The 18855-nt window shown below is 64.0% G+C and carries 13 protein-coding genes and 2 pseudogenes; 4 read left to right on the top strand and 11 right to left on the bottom strand.

The features are described 5' to 3' along the window. Positions 1-350: 350 nt before the first annotated feature. The 8 genes from NG900_RS13185 to NG900_RS13150 form a co-directional block, all read right to left on the bottom strand. Positions 351-1058, bottom strand: coding sequence for an SDR family NAD(P)-dependent oxidoreductase (locus NG900_RS13185; RefSeq protein ID WP_252680868.1), 708 nt, complete (start codon positions 1056-1058; stop codon positions 351-353). Positions 1059-1060: 2 nt separating this feature from the next. Continuing rightward, positions 1061-1825: a DeoR/GlpR family DNA-binding transcription regulator gene (locus NG900_RS13180; RefSeq protein ID WP_252680867.1), complete on the bottom strand. Its 765-nt coding sequence runs from the start codon at positions 1823-1825 to the stop codon at positions 1061-1063. Between the two features lie 62 nt (positions 1826-1887). Next, on the bottom strand, positions 1888-3066 hold the full coding sequence (locus NG900_RS13175) for a sialidase family protein (RefSeq protein ID WP_252680865.1): 1179 nt from the start codon (positions 3064-3066) through the stop codon (positions 1888-1890). Between the two features lie 35 nt (positions 3067-3101). Continuing rightward, positions 3102-4532, bottom strand: a complete 1431-nt coding sequence (locus NG900_RS13170) for a sodium:solute symporter family protein (RefSeq protein WP_252680863.1) — start codon at positions 4530-4532, stop codon at positions 3102-3104. Between the two features lie 111 nt (positions 4533-4643). Further along, entirely contained in the window at positions 4644-6944 is a 2301-nt protein-coding gene (gene pdxA, locus NG900_RS13165) for a 4-hydroxythreonine-4-phosphate dehydrogenase PdxA (RefSeq protein ID WP_252680861.1), read from the bottom strand. Then, a complete protein-coding gene (locus tag NG900_RS13160; protein WP_252680859.1) occupies positions 6941-8110 on the bottom strand; it encodes an iron-containing alcohol dehydrogenase in 1170 nt (389 codons plus the stop codon). Before NG900_RS13160 ends, pdxA begins: the two co-directional genes overlap by 4 nt. A 33-nt stretch (positions 8111-8143) precedes the next feature. Continuing rightward, on the bottom strand, positions 8144-9040 hold the full coding sequence (gene dapA / locus NG900_RS13155; RefSeq protein WP_252680857.1) for a 4-hydroxy-tetrahydrodipicolinate synthase: 897 nt from the start codon (positions 9038-9040) through the stop codon (positions 8144-8146). Between the two features lie 486 nt (positions 9041-9526). Next, a complete protein-coding gene (locus NG900_RS13150; RefSeq protein ID WP_252680855.1) occupies positions 9527-9784 on the bottom strand; it encodes a hypothetical protein in 258 nt (85 codons plus the stop codon). Between NG900_RS13150 and NG900_RS13145 the strand changes: the two are divergent. After that, a pseudogene (locus tag NG900_RS13145) lies at positions 9712-10170 on the top strand (diguanylate cyclase); the annotation flags it as partial. The gene NG900_RS13150 and the pseudogene NG900_RS13145 sit on opposite strands and share 73 nt — an antisense overlap. A 143-nt stretch (positions 10171-10313) precedes the next feature. On the opposite strand, the pseudogene NG900_RS13140 reads toward NG900_RS13145, so the two are convergent. The 3 genes and pseudogenes from NG900_RS13140 to NG900_RS13130 form a co-directional block, all read right to left on the bottom strand. Then, positions 10314-11370, bottom strand: a pseudogene (locus tag NG900_RS13140) (MFS transporter); the annotation flags it as partial. Positions 11371-11417: 47 nt separating this feature from the next. After that, positions 11418-12224 carry an oxidoreductase gene (locus NG900_RS13135; protein ID WP_252680853.1) on the bottom strand — a complete coding sequence of 269 codons (807 nt, stop codon included), beginning with the start codon at positions 12222-12224 and terminating at the stop codon, positions 11418-11420. A 49-nt stretch (positions 12225-12273) separates the two neighbouring features. Beyond that, on the bottom strand, positions 12274-13746 hold the full coding sequence (locus NG900_RS13130) for an efflux transporter outer membrane subunit (RefSeq protein ID WP_252680851.1): 1473 nt from the start codon (positions 13744-13746) through the stop codon (positions 12274-12276). Between the two features lie 86 nt (positions 13747-13832). Between NG900_RS13130 and NG900_RS13125 the strand changes: the two genes are divergently transcribed. The 3 genes from NG900_RS13125 (at position 13833) to NG900_RS13115 (ending at position 18757) form a co-directional block, all read left to right on the top strand. Further along, on the top strand, positions 13833-14447 hold the full coding sequence (locus NG900_RS13125; protein ID WP_252680952.1) for a TetR/AcrR family transcriptional regulator: 615 nt from the start codon (positions 13833-13835) through the stop codon (positions 14445-14447). An 87-nt stretch (positions 14448-14534) separates the two neighbouring features. Beyond that, positions 14535-15650, top strand: coding sequence for an efflux RND transporter periplasmic adaptor subunit (locus NG900_RS13120; RefSeq protein ID WP_252680849.1), 1116 nt, complete (start codon positions 14535-14537; stop codon positions 15648-15650). Continuing rightward, positions 15647-18757 carry an efflux RND transporter permease subunit gene (locus NG900_RS13115; RefSeq protein ID WP_252680847.1) on the top strand — a complete coding sequence of 1037 codons (3111 nt, stop codon included), beginning with the start codon at positions 15647-15649 and terminating at the stop codon, positions 18755-18757. Before NG900_RS13120 ends, NG900_RS13115 begins: the two co-directional genes overlap by 4 nt. Positions 18758-18855: the final 98 nt, after the last annotated feature.

The raw sequence follows: 18855 nt of genomic DNA, 5'->3' as shown, positions 1-18855 counted from the left end.
CTCAGTATGGCCACGTCGATCACTCCGAACTCCCGCTCCTTGCCGAGCGGGACAGTGTTCTATACGTGGGTCAACATTCGATGCAAAAACCTACCTCGGATGGGTCAGGATTCGGTGCAAATCAACATTTGTGTAGGGTCAATAGGTGCCTGCACCACCGCCAACCCGGCCAGTTAACAGAAAAGACGGTGAAGAAAAAGCACAGAATCACATGACGGGAAATTAAACGCGGTTCCGTAATCGGTCTCATGCGATTTAAGTCAAAACAAGGAGTGGGCATACCGGCACGGCGACACCCGGCCCGGGATATCTGTCCCCCTTCGGCCTGATCTCCTAACTGCTCGCCAGCGCTACAACGAAGCCCCGCCACACATCACGATCTGCTGGCCGGTGATGGCGCCGCCATATTCGCCTGCCAGGAATACCGCCATGGCGGCCACTTCTTCGGGCGCGATGAACCGGCCAATGGGCGGCATGCGCGGCGGTGTGTGCGCACGTGCAGGGTCGTGCAGGAACGGTGTATCCGTCGCGCCCGGTGCGATCACGTTGACGGTGATGCCGCGCGGTGCCAGCTCCGCTGCCCACGAGCGCGCCATGCCCACGAGCGCCGCCTTGGTGGCTGCGTACTGGCTGCGCGTCGGGGCACCGTTGGCGGTGCGGCTGCCGATCAAGAGAATGCGGCCGCCAGCTGGCATGCGCGGCACAAGTTTGTCTGCGAGGAAGGCCGCGGCATCAACATGCACGCGCCACATCGCCGCACCATCCGCGGCGGAAAGCTCGCCCAATGGCGCTGTGCGCATGAAGCCCGCGGCATGCACGAGTGCGTCGACCGCGCCCAAGCTGTCACATACCTTGCTTAACCGCTCGAAGTCGGTCACATCCACGTGTGCGATTTCCAAGCCCTCGACCCGCTCGGCAGGGGCGGTTCGACACAGGCCCGACACACGCCAGCCGTCGGCCAGCAGACGCACTGCGATGGCTCGGCCAATGCCAGACGAGGCTCCCGTCACCAAAGCATGGCGGGCGGTAGTGGCTTGCGGTGCGGGGTGGGTTGGCATGCTTATTCCAGCGGGGCGATTTCCACGTCGACTTCATCGCGCTCGTGGAACGGTTCTAGTTGATCGGACGCGGCACCGTTGTCGGTGATGAGCGTCCAGGGGCGTTCGATGGGCGTCCAGTGCTGCTGGCTGGCGCGACCGACTTTGTCCGCCGTGGCCAGCACGAACACCTGCGCCGACTGTCGGAGCACGCATTCCTTCAGATACGCCTGATCGGCCGACGCTTCACACAGGCCGTTGGTGGCGACCACGCCATCGGCGCTCAGGAACGCTTTGTCGACGCTCACCCGACTCAGCGACAACTGTGCCAGTGGCCCAAGCGTGCTCATGCTCGAGGGGCGCACGTCGCCGCCGATGAGCGTGACGGGGATACCGCTGGCCGCAAGCGAGGTCACTACCATCAGGTTGTTCGTGACCACGTGCACGCGCTTGCCGGACAGGTGCCGTGCCAGCGCGGCGGTGGTCGTGCCGCCGTCGAGGAAGACGGTGTCGCCGTCGGCAATATGGGCCTGCGCCAACCGGGCGATCGCTTCTTTCTGCGTGCGTGCGCTCACGCGCCGCTCTTCCAGTGGGGCTTCCGGCTCGTGCGAGCCGACGGCCGCCGCTCCGCCATATGTGCGCAGGATGCGGTGATCGGAGGCGAGCGCGCGCAGGTCGCGACGTACGGTGGCTTCCGACATGCCAAAGTGCTCGCATAGCGTGGCGACATCGTTCATGCCGCCCAGCACGGCCTTCAGCATGGCTTCGCGGCGCTTCGTAACTTTCATGTCTGCTATATCCAACCAACCCGAGATGGGGGCTCACTGTAGCAAATCGCCCCCTGCACGGGTCAACCGCGCACCCAGGCTTCGTCTACCGTCACGTACTTGATACGCTGACGGAAGTAGGTGAAGGCGATGTGCAATGCGCCGTCCGTACCCTGCACGATGGATGGGTATGAATACTCGCGGTTGCGCTGTTCGGCAGAGTTGTTGGTCATGCAGTAGCCGTCGCCGATCTCGAGGTTGCGGCGGCGCCGCCAGGTGTGCCCGCCGTCTTCCGAAATGGCCAGCGACAGTGGCGAGCGCGGCGCGCCCCAGAACGCGGTACCGCGCGTGGAGGCTTGCTGGTCGCGCAACTCGCCGTGGTCTTCGGCGTCTTCAATGTCGTCGTACAGCGAGGTGCGGCGGCCGGTGCTGTGCGAGGCGTCGCTCTCGTTGTAGACCAGTGCAAGGTGCCCATTGCGCAGCGCCACAAACTGGATCGACGAGTTGTTGTTGGGCAACGCCGTCGCTTGCGGCGCGCTCCACGTACGGCCGTCTTGCGAGCGGCTGGCGTAGACATGGTCCGCCCAGCGGCTGCGATAGAGCGCGAGCAGACTGCCGTCGGCCAGCGTCTGCACGTTCATGTGCACGCAGCCGGTGCTGTCGGGCACGTCGTGTCGGCTCCACGTACGGCCCTGGTCTTCGGAGACCATGACGGCGCTGATGTCGTCATTGCCCACCCAGCGTTCGCCGGGCTGTGTGCGGCACAGGAAGACCGGGCAGGCCCACGCACCGTCGGCAAGCACGACGATGGGCTGGCGCACGAAGGTGCCGGCCTGGTCGAACAGGGTTTCGATCGGGCCCCAGCTCTGGCCGTTGTCGGTGGAGATGCGCCGGCGCACGATGGCCGTGTTCTGGTGGCCGGAAAGCTGTGCGGTGTAGATCAGCCACAGCTCGCCGGACGGCGTGGTGAACAGCACCGGGTTCTGTTCCGAGCGCGTCGGGTCGTCCGACAGCTTGATCGCGGGCTGCCATTCTGTGCTGCCGGCGGCCAGCCGCGACAAGTAGATCGACACATCGGGAATGCCCTCCTGCGTGCCGCCAAACCAGACGCACAGCAGGTCGCCGTTGGGTAGGGCATGCAGGTTGGCAGCATGGTTCTGCACGCACGGCGTGGGCAGGAAGGCTTCCCGGCGCTCGGCGTCGGTGTAAGCGGCGCGCACGCTGGCATCGAAGGCGGCGTAGGCGGGAAGGGTTGCAGTCATGTCGTGTCTCAACTCAATGCTCGGTGTCGGAGGGATCAATGCGTCGCGTTGTGTGGCTTGATGCTGGCAACGGGTGTGCTCGCCTGCGCAGGCTCGGCCGTGCGAAAGAAGAGCTTCTCCACCACGAGCACCAGGGCCGGCGTGACGAGCGCAACGTACATGTTGTCGATGCCGAACGGGTTGCCCAGCAGGTACCAGATGGTGGTCGTCACGGCGGCCAGGATCAGGCCCAGGACCACGCCGCGGCGGCTGTTGAAGAACGGCAGGTAGATGCCGATGAGGGCCACGACGGACACCGACAACCGCAGCGCACGCGTGAAGAACGACAGCGCCAGGATCTGCGGCACGAACAGCACGAACACCAGCGGCAGCACGCCCACCGCCAGCGAGATCCAGCGCGTGACGCGCATCTCCTGTTCGGGCGAGGGGCGGAAGCGCGGCACGTAGAAGTCCGTCACGATGAGCGAAGCAATCGCCAGCGCCACCGTGCACACGCTCACGAAGATCGACGCCACCAGCGAGGTTGTTACGACGCCGGCCAGCAGCGGGTGCATGTGTTGCAGGAACACCGGCAGCGCATACAGGCTCTTGATGCCGGGATACAGATATTTGGCGGCCACGCCAATGAAGCCCAACGCTATCGAGATCGGTACGCACAGCACCGCCGCCATCAGCGAGGCCGAACGCGCAGCCTGCGGGCTTTTGGTAGACGAAATGGCCTGGATGATGAACTGGGTGGAGAAGATCGCGCCGGCAGAGCCGATGATCCACGCGCCGATGGTGCCGCCCGACAACGCACCCTTCCAGGTGAAGTAGTGCTCCGGCATGGTCTGCATCATGGGGGTGATGCCGCCCGAGAGCTTCCACGCCGCGGCGACGATGATGCCGATACCCAGCAGCTTGACCGCGCTGTGCACGATGGTCAGATACGCCACGCTCTTGAGGCCGCCCCACACGAAGTAGATCGTGCTGACGACGGCCGTGATCAGCGCCGCGGTTGGCAGGTTGATGTGCATCACGGTGGAAATGGCCGCCGCGCCGCTCACATAGTTGCCCACGTTCACCAGGAATAGCGCGTAGATCATGATGGCCGAGACCACCAGCTTGGCCGTGTTGCCGTACTTCTTGGCAATGAAGCCCGAGATGGTGAACTGCCCCGACGCGTACAGGCGCTTGGCCATGAACAGGCCAAACAGCAGGAAGCCGATCGCAGCGGAGATCACCGACCACGACGCTGCAATGCCCACGCTAAAGGCCTCTTGCGAGGTACCGATGGTCGACTTGGCGCCGATGTATTCCGACATCAGCAGCACGGCCACCACCACGGCAGGCATCGAGCGTCCGGCCACCATGAACTGCTCGGAATTGCGGCTGCGCAGCCGGATGCTGGCCACGCTGGTCACCACGATATAGACCACGACCATGGCGATGATCATGGCCGTGTCCCAGTTCGAAAACGAGGTCATCTTTGTCTCCTGATTTTGAGCGGATGGCTCTGGCCAGCCCGGCGTGTCTCCGTCGGGTCTAGCCGTGCGCGGGGGCGCTACATCGATTTGTGCTGCGTGGGTGCGGCGGTGTCAGGCTGCGCGCACGGCTTGCGGGTCATCGTGTCGGGTGGCGAGTTCACATGCCTGGCGAAACGCTTCGAGCATGCTGCGTTCATCGGCGATGCCCTTGCCGGCAATGTCGAAGGCGGTGCCGTGGTCGACCGAGGTGCGGATCACAGGCAGGCCGACGGTGACATTCACACCGGCCTCCAGCCCCATCACCTTGACGGGGCCGTGGCCCTGGTCGTGGTACATCGCCACCACCACATCGAAGTCGCCACGGCCGGCGCGGAAGAACAGCGTATCGGCCGGCAGCGGCCCTTCCACGCGCCAGCCGCGCGCTTGCAGCACCTGCACGGCCGGGATGATCTTTTCCTCTTCCTCGCCGTGGCCGAACAGGCCGTTCTCGCCGGCGTGCGGGTTGATGCCGCATACGCCGATGCGCGGGTTGTCGATGCCGGCGCGCACCAGCGTGGCGTGTGCGCGTTCAATCGTGCGTTGGACCAGGCCGGGCTCGATGCGGCGGATGGCATCGAGCAGGCCGATATGCGTCGTCACATGGATCACGCGCAGGTTGGGCGCCACCAGCATCATCGAGACCTCGTCGATGCCGGTCAGGTGCGCCAGCATTTCGGTGTGGCCCGGAAAGATGTGGCCGCCGGCGTGCAGCGCTTCCTTGTTCAGCGGCGCGGTGCAGATGGCGTCCAGCTCACCGGCGGAAGTCAGTTCGACGGTGCGGGCGATGTATTGATACGCCGCATCACCGGCAATGGGCGAGAGCTTGCCGTAGGGCAGGTCGGCAGGGATCAGGCCAAGGTCGATGCAGTCCACCACGCCGTAGCGGAAGGCGGCATCTGCGGGGCGATCGATCGAGCGCACTTCCAGCGAGACGCCTGCGCGTCGGGCAGCATCGCGCAGGCGGGCGGTGTCGCCGATCACCAGTGGCCGGCATTGCTCATACACCGCGCGGTGCGTGAGTGCCTTCATGATGATCTCGGGGCCGACACCGGCGGCATCGCCCATGGTGATGCCGATGACAGGACGATAGGTCATTGCGTGAGTTCCTTTGGGTGGGGTGCCGGCCGCGGTTTCGATCAACCGTTGCCAGGCGGCATGCAGGGAGCCGGGTGTGCCGAAGCCACCCGCCTTGGTGACGACCGGCAGCACGCGGCCGACGCCAGTGAGTCGGGCATGCAGCAGTGGCATGCCGGATTCGATTTCATCGCTCAAGTGCAGCGCGTCGATACCGGCGGTCGACAGCACGGCGCGGGCGGTTTCGCCGCCGGTGGCGATCAGCCCCCCGGCATGCGGCAGGGCGGGTGCCAGCAATGTGGCGAGGCGGCGGCAGAAGTGCAGGCCGTCGGCACTGTCGCCGCGCGTGGTCTGGCTGAGCGTGACGAGCACATCGCGACCGTCGCACAGGGCGTCGATGACGGTTTGGGTGATGTCAGCCTGTGGCGTGTCGAGTGCCTCGACGGGCAGTTCAAGTGACAACAGGCGGACACCGGAGGCGGCCTTCAATTCCGCCGCCTGGGCGTGCGACACGCTGGACATGCTGCCAACCACCGTCAACACCGGTCCGGCGATAGCGGTTGCCGCACCACCTTTGACGGCGGCGTTGGCGCTGCCCAGCCCAGCCGCGCGAATCAGCGCTGGCGCCAGACCGGCGGAGCCGACCCAGAACACATGCGCCAGCCGCACGGAGGCCTCGGCGATGTGCGTGAGATCGTCATCGGTCTGGGCATCACACACCACGGTTTGCACGCCGTCCGCTTGCAGCGCGGCCAGGCGACCGGCCAGGGCGGGGGCACCGGCGCGGATATCGTCAAGCGTCAGCACAGCGGTCTGCAGGCCCTGGCGCATCAGCATGTCCCGCAGATCGGCGCGGCCGCCGATGCTTTCGTTGCGCCACACCTCGGTGTCTTCCACGGCCACGCCGTGCAGCCACTGGCGGCCGTCGCGGGTGGTGCGTCCGGCCGCCGGAAACGCCGGCGCCACGATGGCCAGACCCGCCAGGGGTGCAAGTGCGGCCACCTCTGCGGCGACGTTGCCGCGCAATGTCGAATCGATCTTCTTGTAGAGCCGCGTGGCGGGGCCGGCCAGCGCGTGCCATGCCGTCACCTGCGTGGCCGCCGCGTCGACGGCGTTGGCGCGCCGCGTGTCGGTGTCCAGTGCGAGGACGTCGGCGCCGGGCGGTTGCCCGACATCGGCACGCAGCATGACCGCGCTGCGCAGCCCGGCGCGTACGCCGGCCACCGCGCAATCGGCGGCACCCGACAGATCGTCAGCCAAGATCAGCAGCTTCGGGGCGGTTTGGGCGATGGTATTCACGGCAGCAGGCGCTGGTAGATGGCCTTGATGTCCGAATGGCTCAGCGGCTTGGGGTTGTTGCCCAGCAGGCGCTTGACCTTGGAGGCGGCTTCGGCCAGCGCGTCCAGGTGCGATTCGGACACCCCGAACTGGCGCAGATCCTGCGGGATCTGCACGACTTCAGTCCACTCGGTCAGGCGTTCGATGAGGGCGTCGGCGGCAGCTTCATCGTCAACATCGTGGCGGCTGATCGTGAGTGCGCGCGCCACGTTGGCCAGGCGCGTGACGATGGCGTCCTTGTTGAAGGCCATCACGTGCGGTAGCAGCATCGCGTTGGCCACGCCGTGCGTCACGCCGAACATGCCGCCCAGCGGATACGCCAGCGCATGCACGGCCGCTGTGCCGGCGGCAGTCAATGCCAGGCCGCCGTACATCGAGCCCAGCATCATCGCCTCGCGCGCCTTGACCGAGCGGCCGTTCTGATACGCCTCGACAATGTTCGCACCGATCAACCGCATCGACTCCATCGCAAACATGTCGCTCACCGGATTGGCTTTGGTCGAGATATACGACTCCAGCGAATGCACGAACGCATCGATGCCGGTGGCGGCGGTGATTGGCTTAGGCAGGTCGAAGGTCAGCTCTGCGTCGAGAACCACCAGCTGCGGCAACAGGTGCCGGCTGACGATGCCGACCTTCAGTTCTTCATCGGGCAGCGTGACGATGGCATTGGGCGTGACTTCCGAACCGGTGCCCGCGGTGGTCGGCACCAGCACGAGCGGGATGCCCGGGCGCCGGATCAGGTCAATGCCGAGCCATTCGCGCAGCGGCTGGTCATTGGTCAGGCGCACCGCAAACAGCTTGGCCGCGTCAAGCACGCTGCCGCCGCCGATCGACAGGATGGCGTCGGGTGCAAACGGCGAGATCTGCTCACGGAAGACGGTTTCGACGTTCTCAATGGTCGGCTCGGGCTCCACGCCGCGCACGATGCGGGCTTCAATACCGCGTGCGGCCAGTGCTTCCACCACACGGCCGATCACGCCGTTCTGTTCCATCACCGGTTGCGTGATGAGGGCGATGCGCTTGACGGATACATCGAGCAGCGCGAGCTTCTCTGGCAGCAGCGCCAGGCTGCCGGCGCCGTGGACGATGTGCTTGACGGTCTGGAAGTGATAAGTCTGGGACATGACGTTTCGTGTGGTGGGCGTGGGCGACGAGGCTCAGGCTACGTTTAGCGCAGCTCGGTAGATGGCAAGGGTTTCAGCCAGGCGTTCGCGGGTCTTGGCATCGAGCGGTTTGGCGGGTGAACGTGCCGGGCCGGCGGGCATGCCGAGCATCTCGGCGGCGGTCTTGAGCACTACGGGCATGGTGCCGAGCGCAAACGCATCGCGCAGCGCACGCAACGATTCCTGCGCGGCACGTGCAGCCGGGATGTTGCCTGCCTGGAATTGATTCCAGATCGACATCACCACGTGCGGCACCGCGTTGGTGGTGGCGGCCACAGCGCCATCGCCACCGGCAATCAGCGTCCACAGGATCATCGAATCGGTGCCGGTGAACACGGCAAAGTCGTCGCGGCGCAGGTTGATCAGCTGCAGCAGGCGGTCGAAATCGCCGCCGCTGTCCTTGATGGCGCGGATGTTCGGGATGTCCGCCAGCCGGCGCACGGTGTCGACGGTCAGTGTCACGCCGGCCTTGGCCGGAATCGTGTACAGCAGGATCGGTAGCGACGTGGCGCGCGCGATCTGCTCGTAATGCGCAAACAGTTCCGGCTGCGTGGCGCCGTTGAAGTACGGCGTGATCACGGAAACACCGTCCACGCCCACGTCCTGCATCTTATGGTTGAGCCCGATCACATCGCGCGTGGCATAGGCGCCCGTGCCGGCAAAGACTGGCACGCGGCCCCGCGCCTGCTCGACTGTTATGCGGGCGATGCGCAACTTCTCTTCTTCGCTGAGCGCGATGAATTCGCCGTTGGTGCCAAGCACGAAAAGACCATGCACGCCCGCATCGATCAGCCGGTCGATCAGCACACGCAGGCCGTTTTCATCCACATCTTCCGTCGGGGTCATCGGGGTGATCAGAGCTGGGACGATCCCTTTGAACGACGCGGTCATGTTGCACATCCTTTTGTGGTGGGCCGATGGGCCCGTGGGTCAGCTTGTTTGATGACCGAGGCGCGCATGCGTGGCGTCTGCATCGATCGGTTCAGTCATTGTAGTTCACAGAGTGATTGAAACGATCAATGTTTACCCTGATCCTCGACGGTCGGCCCATGGATTGCCTGCGAATCTCAAGCGGTGTGATTCTCTTATAATTGGCTTAAATGCGGGGCTGACGGTTGGCCCCCCATTTGTGAGGGCGGATGCACCTGGCGCCTATTTTGATCGATTCGATCGAAATTCTCGGGGGGTGCGGTGATTTGGGGCGCTAGATGACTTTGGAGTGGCACCATCGACACCCGGCTGGGGTCTTCATCCTAGCCAAGCAAGGACGGTGGACGGTTCCGCGCGCTGAAGGCGTGCGACGCTGGAACGCGCTGTCGGGACGGGGGCCAAGCGTTGGGAAGCGAGCTGCTCTTTCGTACCCCCTCTGTAAAGCGCTCACCTTTGGCCAAGCCACAGCCCCGCCAGCACGATCACAGCCAGCGCCAGCAGCGCCGACAAGATCTGCCAGAAGAGCACCGGATTCCGTTCGATCAGTGGGGGCTCGCGCAGCCGCTGCTGCTGACGCGGCACGCGCAGATCGTGGATGAACTCGGACAGGGCTTCCTGCCTTTTGTGGGGATAACCGCCGCGCACTTGGTGAAATCCTCGATGAGGAATGGCGTCGGGCCAAGCGAAATCGCAGTGTGCTTTCATTGCTGTTCGTCGATATTGACCGGTTCAAGGTCTACAACGACACCTATGGACATCAGGCGGGTGACGACGCACTGGCAGCGGTGGTCAAATGCATCGGGGTGAATATTCGCCGTCCAGCAGACAGCGCCGCACGATACGGCGGTGAAGAATTCATCGTGGTACTGCCGGACACCACCCCAGACGGTGCCGCGTCCATTGCAGAGAAAATCCGAAAGGCGATTTCCGACCTTGCCATCGAGCATGCTGGCAGTGAGTACGGACGTGTCACGGCCAGTATCGGCGCAGCAGCATGGACACCAGAACAAGACCGAGACATGTCTGCCGTCATTCGTGCCGCCGATGAGGCCCTGTGCAACGCCAAGGCGACGGGTCGCAACAAAGTTGCATTTTCATGCCCAGATCCGCGTAGTTGCAGGCGGCGGGCGATTCTGACAGTGTCTGATGTCGATTTCGCTAGCGCGGGTGCGTGGCAATTGAGGTTGTTACCTCGCTCGGCTACCTGAGCTCGACCAAGTTTGCACGGGGGGAATGGACGGTGGCCATGTCGACTGGCAATTCGGCCTGACAAGGTCGCCACGAGAATCACCAGCAACGGCCCCGGCGTGATGGCAAGCTCCGCCAGCGGCAGCGAGTAATGCAGATCGACTTCATGTAGAAAAATGAAGCCAAAAAACATCATCGAAAACGCGGTACCGAAACTCAATGTTGCGAGGTTGACGTAACCGATAAGTCGGGTTGCGAAACACCCCCAAGTCGACCAGCGGGGCGGTAGCAACGCGAGCCCAGGCCACAAATCCGATGATGCTCAAGAGCCCGATGCTGGCAATACCGAACAGTTCATTGCGTGACCACCCCGGCGATTCTGATTGCGCGATCGACAGTGCCAAAGCGCTCGTCCCCACAATCAGCAATCCCATACCGAATAGATCAAGCGGGCGGTTGGTGGTGTGCTGCTTTGTCTCGGTGAGCAGCGTCGCGCCGCGCGAAATGGCGGCCAGACCCAGAGGCACATTCAGATAGAAGGCCCAGTGCCAGCCGATCGATGCGATTACGAATGCCCCAAGGCTTGGTCCCACCGCGGCAGCTAGAGCACCAACCGCTCCCCATAGACTGATCGCCACAGCGCGCTTGCTGATGGGGAAAGCTGCCAGCACGAGTGAGAGCGATGCAGGCGTGAGCAACGCAGCGCCGATGGCTTGCAACACGCGCGCCGCAACGAGCCACCCGACGCTCGGCGACAGGCCACACGCGACGGACGCGGCCAGAAACAATGCAACACCGGCCAGAAATACCTTCTTGCGCCCATGCTTGTCCGCCAGGCCGCCCGAGGGGATGAGCGTGGCAGCATAGGCGACGGTGTAGGCATTGAGCACCCAGGAAAGATCCGCCGCGGTGGCGTGCGGAAACCCGGCGCGTAAGGCACTGAACGCTGCGAACAGCATCGTGCCGTCCATCGAGACGAGAAACACTGCAACGCTGGCGATCCAGAACACCGGTCAGGGTGATGCAGTGTTGGGCTGTGCGTTGGGCAACGCCTGAGTCATCGTGGCGGGGGCCGTGGTTGCTGAGTTGTCTGGGTGTGTCATGGGCTCTTCCGATGGCGCGCACCGGGCTCGTTAAGAGGTAACGCGCGTCAGGCGAGTCCGAACGCCTTACGCAGGTTGGCATCGACGGGGCCTGCGGGCATGAAGCGGCGCAGCTTGCGCAAAAGAGACGCTTCTCCTTTGGGCGTGCGGCGCATCTTCCATGCACCCAGCGCGGCGTCGACGATCGTGCTGGCGACGCCATCCGGGTCCGGTGCCTTTTGGATGCTCTTTTGAATGGACTGGGAAACAACGCGTCGCTCTGCGTCGTAAGCCGATAGCGTGGCAGCCGCATGGGGCGCATTCGCATCCAGGCTGGTCTTGGTGAATGAAGGTTCGACAAGCGACACGCGGATGCCGAACTTGCGCACCTCGTGATCGAGGGTCTCGGACATCCCCTCCACGGCATGCTTGGATGCCGAATACAGGCCCATATACGGCGCCGGCAAAAAGCCGAGCACCGAACTGATGTTGACGATGCGCCCCGAGCGTTGGGCGCGCATGTGCGGCAATACGGCACGCGTGGTCCGCAAGACGCCGAACACGTTGGTGTCGAACAGCGTTTGCGCTTCGGCAATCGACGTCTCTTCAGTCGCGCCGAGCAGACTCACGCCAGCGCTGTTGACCAGCACATCGATGCGCTGGGCTTGCGCGATGATGGCCTCGATGCCCTGCTGAACCGAGGCTTCATCGCGGACATCCATCTGGACCAGTTCAACACCGGCGATGGGCTGCGTGCGTGCGAGATTGCGCACAGTGCCGAATACGCGGTATCCGCGCAGGGCAAACTTTGCAGCGGTGGCACGGCCGATGCCCGAGGACACGCCGGTAATCACAACAACTTGGGAATTCGACATGGCAGTTTCTTTCTGTGTGGGTGAGTGGGAGCTGCGGTCAATCGGCTCTTCAGAGCGAGCGGGTTGTGCTGGCAACGGTGGTCGACGCATCGGGCTGCCAGCCACCGCCTAGGGCCTTGAAGGCGGCCACGGCAGCACGCGCCGATTCGGTTTGTGCTTGAGCGCGCGCGTCCGACGCGCGCAGCAGGCTTTCATCGGCTTGCAGCACTTCGATCAGGCTGACGACGCCTTTTTGGTACGCGGCAAATGAGGCATTTCGCGCGCGGCTGAGCGAATCGACGCCTTGCGTGAGTACGGTCGCTTGCTCCTCGCGCTTGACGAGGGCAGAGAAGGCGTCTTCCACGTCTTCCGTGGCACGCAGCACGGCGAGCCGGTAGGCGGCCAGCATTTCGGCCTCTTGCCCCTTGGCTTGATCGATCTGCGCGTTGATGCGGCCGAAGTCGAACAGGCGCCAGCGCAGGCCGAGCACGCCGGCAAACTGGCTGGCGCCACTGCCGAACAGGCTGCCGGCGCCTACTGATGTCGCGCTGCCCAGCAGGCCGCCTAGTGAGAACTTCGGGTAGTACTCCGCAATGGCCACCCCGATGCGCGCGTTGGAAGCTGCCAGGCGACGCTCGGCGACGATGAGGTCAGGCCGGCGCCGCAGCAATTCGCCTGGCGATCCGCTGATGGCGATTTGCGGCGCGGCTGGAATGTCCGCGTCTTGCGCAAGCTCCGCCCGATGCGTGCCCGGCAGCGCGCCGAGCATCACGTCCAGCGCGTTCATCGCCGCATCCAGGCCCGCTTCAAGCTGCGGAATGGATGCGCGCACCTGGGCGAGTGCGCCTTCTGTCTGGCGAACCTGCAACTCGGCCGCCAGCCCCTTGCCGTACAAGAGATTGACGGTGGAGAGCAGTTCCTCCTGCGTCTGGACTTGGTGGTGCGCCACTTTCAGGCGTGTCTGCAGGCCGCGGATAGTGATGTAGATGTCGGCCGTCTGTGCGGCCACGGCCAGCCGTGTGGCGACTGCGCCCGCCTGCGAGGCTTGGTAGTCCGCCAGTGCGGCCTCTCTGCCACGGCGTAGCCCGCCGAATACGTCCAACTCCCAGCTTGCGTTGGCGTCGGCCTCAAATGCGTTGCCGTAGCGATCAAAACCGGGCCTCGAATTCAACACGCGGCCCAAAGGCGTTTCGACGGACTGGTATGCACGCGCGGCCTGGCCCGTGACATTGCCCGAGGGCAGCAGCGCGGCATTGGCCGCACCCAGGCCAGCGCGCGCTTGCGTGACGCGGGCGAAAGCCTGGGCAAGGTCGAGGTTCTGTTCCAGCGCGAGTTGGACGAACCGCGTGAGTTGCGGATCTCCAAAGCCGCCCCACCACGCGGATAGATCCGCTGCGGCATGGGCGGGCCGCTGCTCCACTGCCGTCTGGCCCAGGAATCGATCGGGAACCGGCGCATCGGGCTTCACATAGTCCGGGCCGACGGCACACCCGGTTACCAGGCTGGCAGCAAGAAGGGCCGCAAGGGAGTGTTTGGGCAACATGGCGACGTCCATCAAGATTTTTAGTGACTATAGTACAAATTGGTCACAAGTTGTTCAACTATCTCGACTGGCGTAAGCTGGAGCCCATGAAAACCACTCCTTACCCCGTTTCCGCACGCGGCCCGGCGGACCATGACATACGAGACCAGATCGTCGCCGCCGCCACCGAGCACTTCAGCCGCTACGGCTATGAGAAGACCGCCGTGTCTGATCTGGCCAAGGCCATCGGTTTTTCCAAGGCCTACATCTACAAGTTCTTCGAATCCAAACAGGCCATTGGCGAGATGATTTGCGCCAACTGCCTGCGCGAAATCGAGGCCGACGTGAATGCCGCCCTGGCCGAGGCCGAGGCCCCTCCGGAGAAGCTGCGCCGCATGTTCAAAGCCTTGACGGAGGCCAGTCTGCGGCTGTTTTCCCACGACCGTAAGTTGTACGAGATCGCCGCCTCGGCAGCGACCGAGCGCTGGCAGTCGGTGATCGCCTATGAGGGCCGCATCCAGCAACTGCTGCGCGATGTGCTGCAGGCAGGCCGCGAGTCCGGCGACTTCGAGCGCAAGACGCCATTGGACGAGGCCACGGCCGCCATCTACCTGGTCATGCGCCCGTACATGAATCCGTTGCTGTTGCAGTACAGCTTTGACTACACGGAGGTGGCACCGGGGCTGCTTTCCAGTCTTGTGCTCCGAAGCCTTTCCCCGTAACGCGGAGATTTTTTGATTGTGACCATTGACTAAATTGGTCACAAGAACAAGAATGAAAGCCACGATCATCTCGTTGATGGGGCTTTCATGCTTTCGCGTCGCTTTGCTACCTCTACCGCTGTCCTTGCGTTGCCGCTGGCGTTGATCGCTTGCGGTGAAAAGGCTCCCGCTGACCCGCGCACCGAGGCCCCCTTGGTGCGCGCCGCATTTGTCCAGCCTGTGGCGTCGGCATCCCGGTCATTCACGGGTGTCGTGGCTGCCCGGGTGCAGAGCGACCTCGGTTTTCGTGTGCCCGGCAAGGTGCTGGAGCGGCTGGTGGACGCCGGGCAGACCGTCAAGCGCGGGCAGCCGCTCATGCGTATCGATCCGGCTGATCTGAAGCTCGCCGCCCATGCGCAGCAGGAAGCTGTAACCGCTGCCCGGGCACGCGCGCAACAGACCGCAGACGATGAAGCGCGCTACCGCGATCTGCGCGGAACGGGCGCGATTTCCGCCTCCGCTTACGACCAGGTCAAGGCCGCAGCGGACGCAGCGAAAGCGCAACTCAACGCCGCTGAAGCGCAGGCCGACGTCGCGCGCAACGCCAGCCGGTACGCAGAACTTGTTGCCGACGGCGACGGCGTGGTCATGGAAACGCTGGCCGAGCCCGGCCAAGTCGTCAACGCGGGGCAGGCGGTTGTGCGCCTGGCCCACGCTGGCCGCCGTGAAGCGGTGGTCCAGTTGCCGGAAACGCTGCGGCCCACGATCGGCTCTGTTGCACAGGCCACGCTGTTCGGCAAGGAAAGCGACGGCACGCCTGCCAAGCTACGGCAACTGTCGGACGCCGCTGATCGGCTCACCCGCACCTTCGAAGCGCGCTATGTGCTGGATGGCGAACTGGCCAATGCGCCGCTGGGCGCCACCGTCACGATCCAGATTCCGGATCGGCTGGCCACCGCGCAAGGCGATCTGCAGGTGCCGCTCGGTGCTGTGTTTGATGCCGGCAAGGGCCCCGGCGTGTGGGTCATTCAGGGCGACCCGGCCAAGGTGTCGTGGCGCTCCATCACCATCGTGCGTCTTGGTGACGAAGGTGCTCGGGTTGCCGGCCAGGTCAAACAAGGCGACCGGATCGTCGCGCTTGGCGCACAACTGCTGCGTGAGGGACAGCAAGTCCGCGTGGCGGGTCAGGGCACCAGCACTGCCATCGCGGGGGTGCGTCTGTGATCCAAGGTCGTTTCAACCTATCGGCGCTCGCGGTGCGCGAGCGTGCCGTCACGCTGTTCCTCATCTGCCTGATCTCGCTAGCGGGTCTCATTTCCTTTTTCAAGCTGGGCCGTGCTGAAGACCCGGCGTTTACGGTCAAGGTGATGAACATCGTCACCGTGTGGCCTGGCGCCACCGCGCAGGAAATGCAGGACCAGGTGGCCGAGAAGATCGAAAAGCGCATGCAGGAGCTGCGTTGGTATGACCGTACGGAAACGTACACGCGGCCGGGCCTGGCGTTCACCACGTTGACGTTGCTCGACACCACGCCGCCGTCGGAAGTCCAGGAGGAGTTCTATCAGGCGCGCAAGAAGGTCAGCGACGAGGTGGTGAACCTCCCGTCCGGCGTGATCGGGCCGATCGTCAATGACGAATATTCGGACGTGACCTTTGCCCTGTTTGCGCTGAAGGCGCAGGGCGAGCCGCAACGCGTGCTCGTGCGCGATGCTGAGACGCTGCGTCAGCGCTTGCTGCACGTGCCCGGCGTGAAGAAGGTCAACATCATCGGCGAGCAGTCGGAGCGCATCTACGTCGAGTTTTCCCATGACCGGCTGGCGACGCTCGGTGTGAGTCCGCAAGACGTGTTTGCAGTGCTCAATAGCCAGAACGCGCTGACGGCGGCCGGCTCGGTGGAAACGAAAGGGCCGCAGGTGTTCATCCGTCTGGACGGCGCGTTCGACGAGCTGCAGAAGATTCGGGATACGCCGGTTGTATCGCAAGGCCGCACGTTGAAGCTGTCGGACATCGCCACGGTCAAGCGCGGTTATGAAGACCCGGCCACGTTCATGGTGCGTAATGGTGGGCAGCCCGCCTTGTTGCTGGGCATTGTCATGCGCGAAGGCTGGAATGGGCTGGATCTGGGCAAGGCGCTCGACAAGGAAGTCGGCGCCATCAATGCGGACATGCCGCTGGGCTTGAGCCTGACCAAGGTGACGGATCAGGCCGTCAACATCGCCGCTGCCGTCGACGAATTCATGCTCAAGTTCTTTGCCGCTCTGTTGGTGGTGATGCTCGTGAGCTTCGTCAGCATGGGCTGGCGCGCGGGCCTGGTGGTGGCCGCGGCCGTGCCGCTCACGCTTGCCGTGGTGTTTGTGGTGATGGCCGCGACAGGCAAGAACTTCGATCGCATCACGCTGGGGTCTTTGATTCTGGCGCTGGGCCTGTTGGTGGACGACGCCATCATCGCCATCGAAATGATGGTGGTGAAGATGGAAGAGGGCTACAGCCGCGTCGCGGCTTCAGCCTATGCGTGGAGCCACACCGCGGCGCCCATGCTGTCGGGTACGCTCGTGACGGCCGTCGGCTTCATGCCCAATGGCTTTGCGCGATCCACCGCGGGTGAATACACCAGCAACATGTTCTGGATTGTCGGCATTGCGCTGATTGCATCGTGGGTGGTGGCGGTGGTGTTCACGCCATACCTGGGCGTGAAGATGCTGCCTGACTTCAAGAAGGTGGAAGGCGGCCACGATGCGATTTATGACACGCCGCGCTACAACCGCTTCCGCCAGTTGCTCGGGCGCGTGATTGCGCGCAAATGGCTGGTCGCGGGTGCGGTGGTGGGCCTCTTCACCTTGGCGATTGCGGGCATGGGAGTGGTCAAGAAGCAGTTCTTCCCGATCTCGGATCGCCCCGAAGTGCTGGTCGAGCTGCAGATGCCCTATGGCACGTCGATCAACCAGACCGACGTAGCGACCGCAAAGCTGGAAGCCTGGCTCGCCAAACAGAAGGAAGCCAAGATCGTGACGGCCTACATCGGCCAGGGTGCACCGCGCTTCTATCTGGCGATGGGGCCGGAGTTGCCCGACCCGTCGTTCGCCAAGATCGTGATCCGCACCGACAGCCAGGAAGAGCGGGACGCGTTGAAGCAGCGCCTGCGCCAGGCCGTTGCCGATGGTCTTGCCCCGGAGGCGCGCGTGCGTGTTACACAGCTAGTGTTCGGGCCGTACTCGCCGTTCCCGGTAGCTTTCCGTGTATCCGGCCCGGACGCGGAGACCCTGCGCCGTATCGCTGCCGATGTCCGGCAAGTCATGGACGCCAGCCCGATGATGCGCACTGTCAATACTGACTGGGGCACACGCGTACCCACGCTGCACTTCACCTTGCAGCAGGACCGCTTGCAAGCCGTTGGCCTGACCTCCAGCGCCGTCGCGCAGCAACTGCAGTTCCTGCTCAACGGCGTTCCGGTGACCGCCGTGCGCGAAGACATTCGCACCGTACAGGTGACCGCGCGTTCAGCGGGTGACGTCCGCCTTGACCCGGGCAAGATCGGCGATTTCACGTTGGCCGGCGCCAATGGACAACGCATTCCGCTTTCGCAGGTTGGCAAGATCGATGTGCGCATGGAAGAGCCAATCATCCGCCGACGCGATCGCATGCCCACCATCACGGTGCGCGGCGATATCGCCGATGGCCTGCAGCCGCCCGATGTGTCGACCGCAATCGCCAAGCAGCTTCAACCCATCATCGAGAAGCTACCCGCCGGATACCGCATTGAGCAAGCGGGCTCCATCGAAGAATCTGGCAAGGCGACCAAGGCCATGCTGCCGCTGTTCCCGATCATGCTGGCCATCACGCTGGTGATCCTCATCTTCCAGGTGCGGTCGATTCCGGCGATGGTCATGGTGTTCCTGACCAGCCCGCTCGGATTGATTGGCGTGGTGCCCACGCTGATCCTCTTCGGGCAGCCGTTTGGCATCAATGCGCTGGTGGGGTTGATTGCGTTGTCGGGCATCCTGATGCGCAACACGCTCATCCTGATCGGGCAGATCCAGCACAACAAGGACGAGGGGCTGGGCCCGTTCCGGGCGGTGGTGGAGGCCACGGTCCAGCGGGCGCGGCCGGTGGTCCTCACGGCGCTGGCCGCCATCCTGGCCTTCATCCCGCTGACGCATTCGGTGTTCTGGGGCGCGCTCGCCTACACGCTCATCGGCGGCACGTTTGCCGGAACGATCCTCACCCTGGTGTTCCTGCCCGCCATGTATTCCATCTGGTTCAGGATCCAGCCTAGCAATGCGGCCAGTACCCCACATGAGCAAGTGCAGCCTCGACAATTGGTGCCCGAGTGATGCCAACTGGCAAGGCTGTGTGCGCGCCACATCGCCATTGATTCCAACCCGCTTTTGAACGCTGTGTAAGCAGCGGAAAATTTTGGCTCGCGCCTGCC

It is taken from the genome of Ralstonia soli (assembly GCF_023955655.1).
Lineage (GTDB): Bacteria > Pseudomonadota > Gammaproteobacteria > Burkholderiales > Burkholderiaceae > Ralstonia > Ralstonia soli.
The sequence above is the reverse complement of the archived record's forward strand: the minus strand, read 5'-3'. Positions and strand labels throughout refer to the sequence as shown.

Coding starts and splice junctions, on each gene's coding strand:
- NG900_RS13185 (WP_252680868.1), bottom strand. CDS start 1,058: ATGCCAACCCACCCCGCACCGCAAGCCACTACCGCCCGCCATGCTTTG.
- NG900_RS13180 (WP_252680867.1), bottom strand. CDS start 1,825: ATGAAAGTTACGAAGCGCCGCGAAGCCATGCTGAAGGCCGTGCTGGGC.
- NG900_RS13175 (WP_252680865.1), bottom strand. CDS start 3,066: ATGACTGCAACCCTTCCCGCCTACGCCGCCTTCGATGCCAGCGTGCGC.
- NG900_RS13170 (WP_252680863.1), bottom strand. CDS start 4,532: ATGACCTCGTTTTCGAACTGGGACACGGCCATGATCATCGCCATGGTC.
- NG900_RS13160 (WP_252680859.1), bottom strand. CDS start 8,110: ATGTCCCAGACTTATCACTTCCAGACCGTCAAGCACATCGTCCACGGC.
- dapA (WP_252680857.1), bottom strand. CDS start 9,040: ATGACCGCGTCGTTCAAAGGGATCGTCCCAGCTCTGATCACCCCGATG.
- NG900_RS13150 (WP_252680855.1), bottom strand. CDS start 9,784: ATGAAAGCACACTGCGATTTCGCTTGGCCCGACGCCATTCCTCATCGA.
- NG900_RS13135 (WP_252680853.1), bottom strand. CDS start 12,224: ATGTCGAATTCCCAAGTTGTTGTGATTACCGGCGTGTCCTCGGGCATC.
- NG900_RS13130 (WP_252680851.1), bottom strand. CDS start 13,746: ATGTTGCCCAAACACTCCCTTGCGGCCCTTCTTGCTGCCAGCCTGGTA.
- NG900_RS13125 (WP_252680952.1), top strand. CDS start 13,833: ATGAAAACCACTCCTTACCCCGTTTCCGCACGCGGCCCGGCGGACCAT.
- NG900_RS13120 (WP_252680849.1), top strand. CDS start 14,535: ATGCTTTCGCGTCGCTTTGCTACCTCTACCGCTGTCCTTGCGTTGCCG.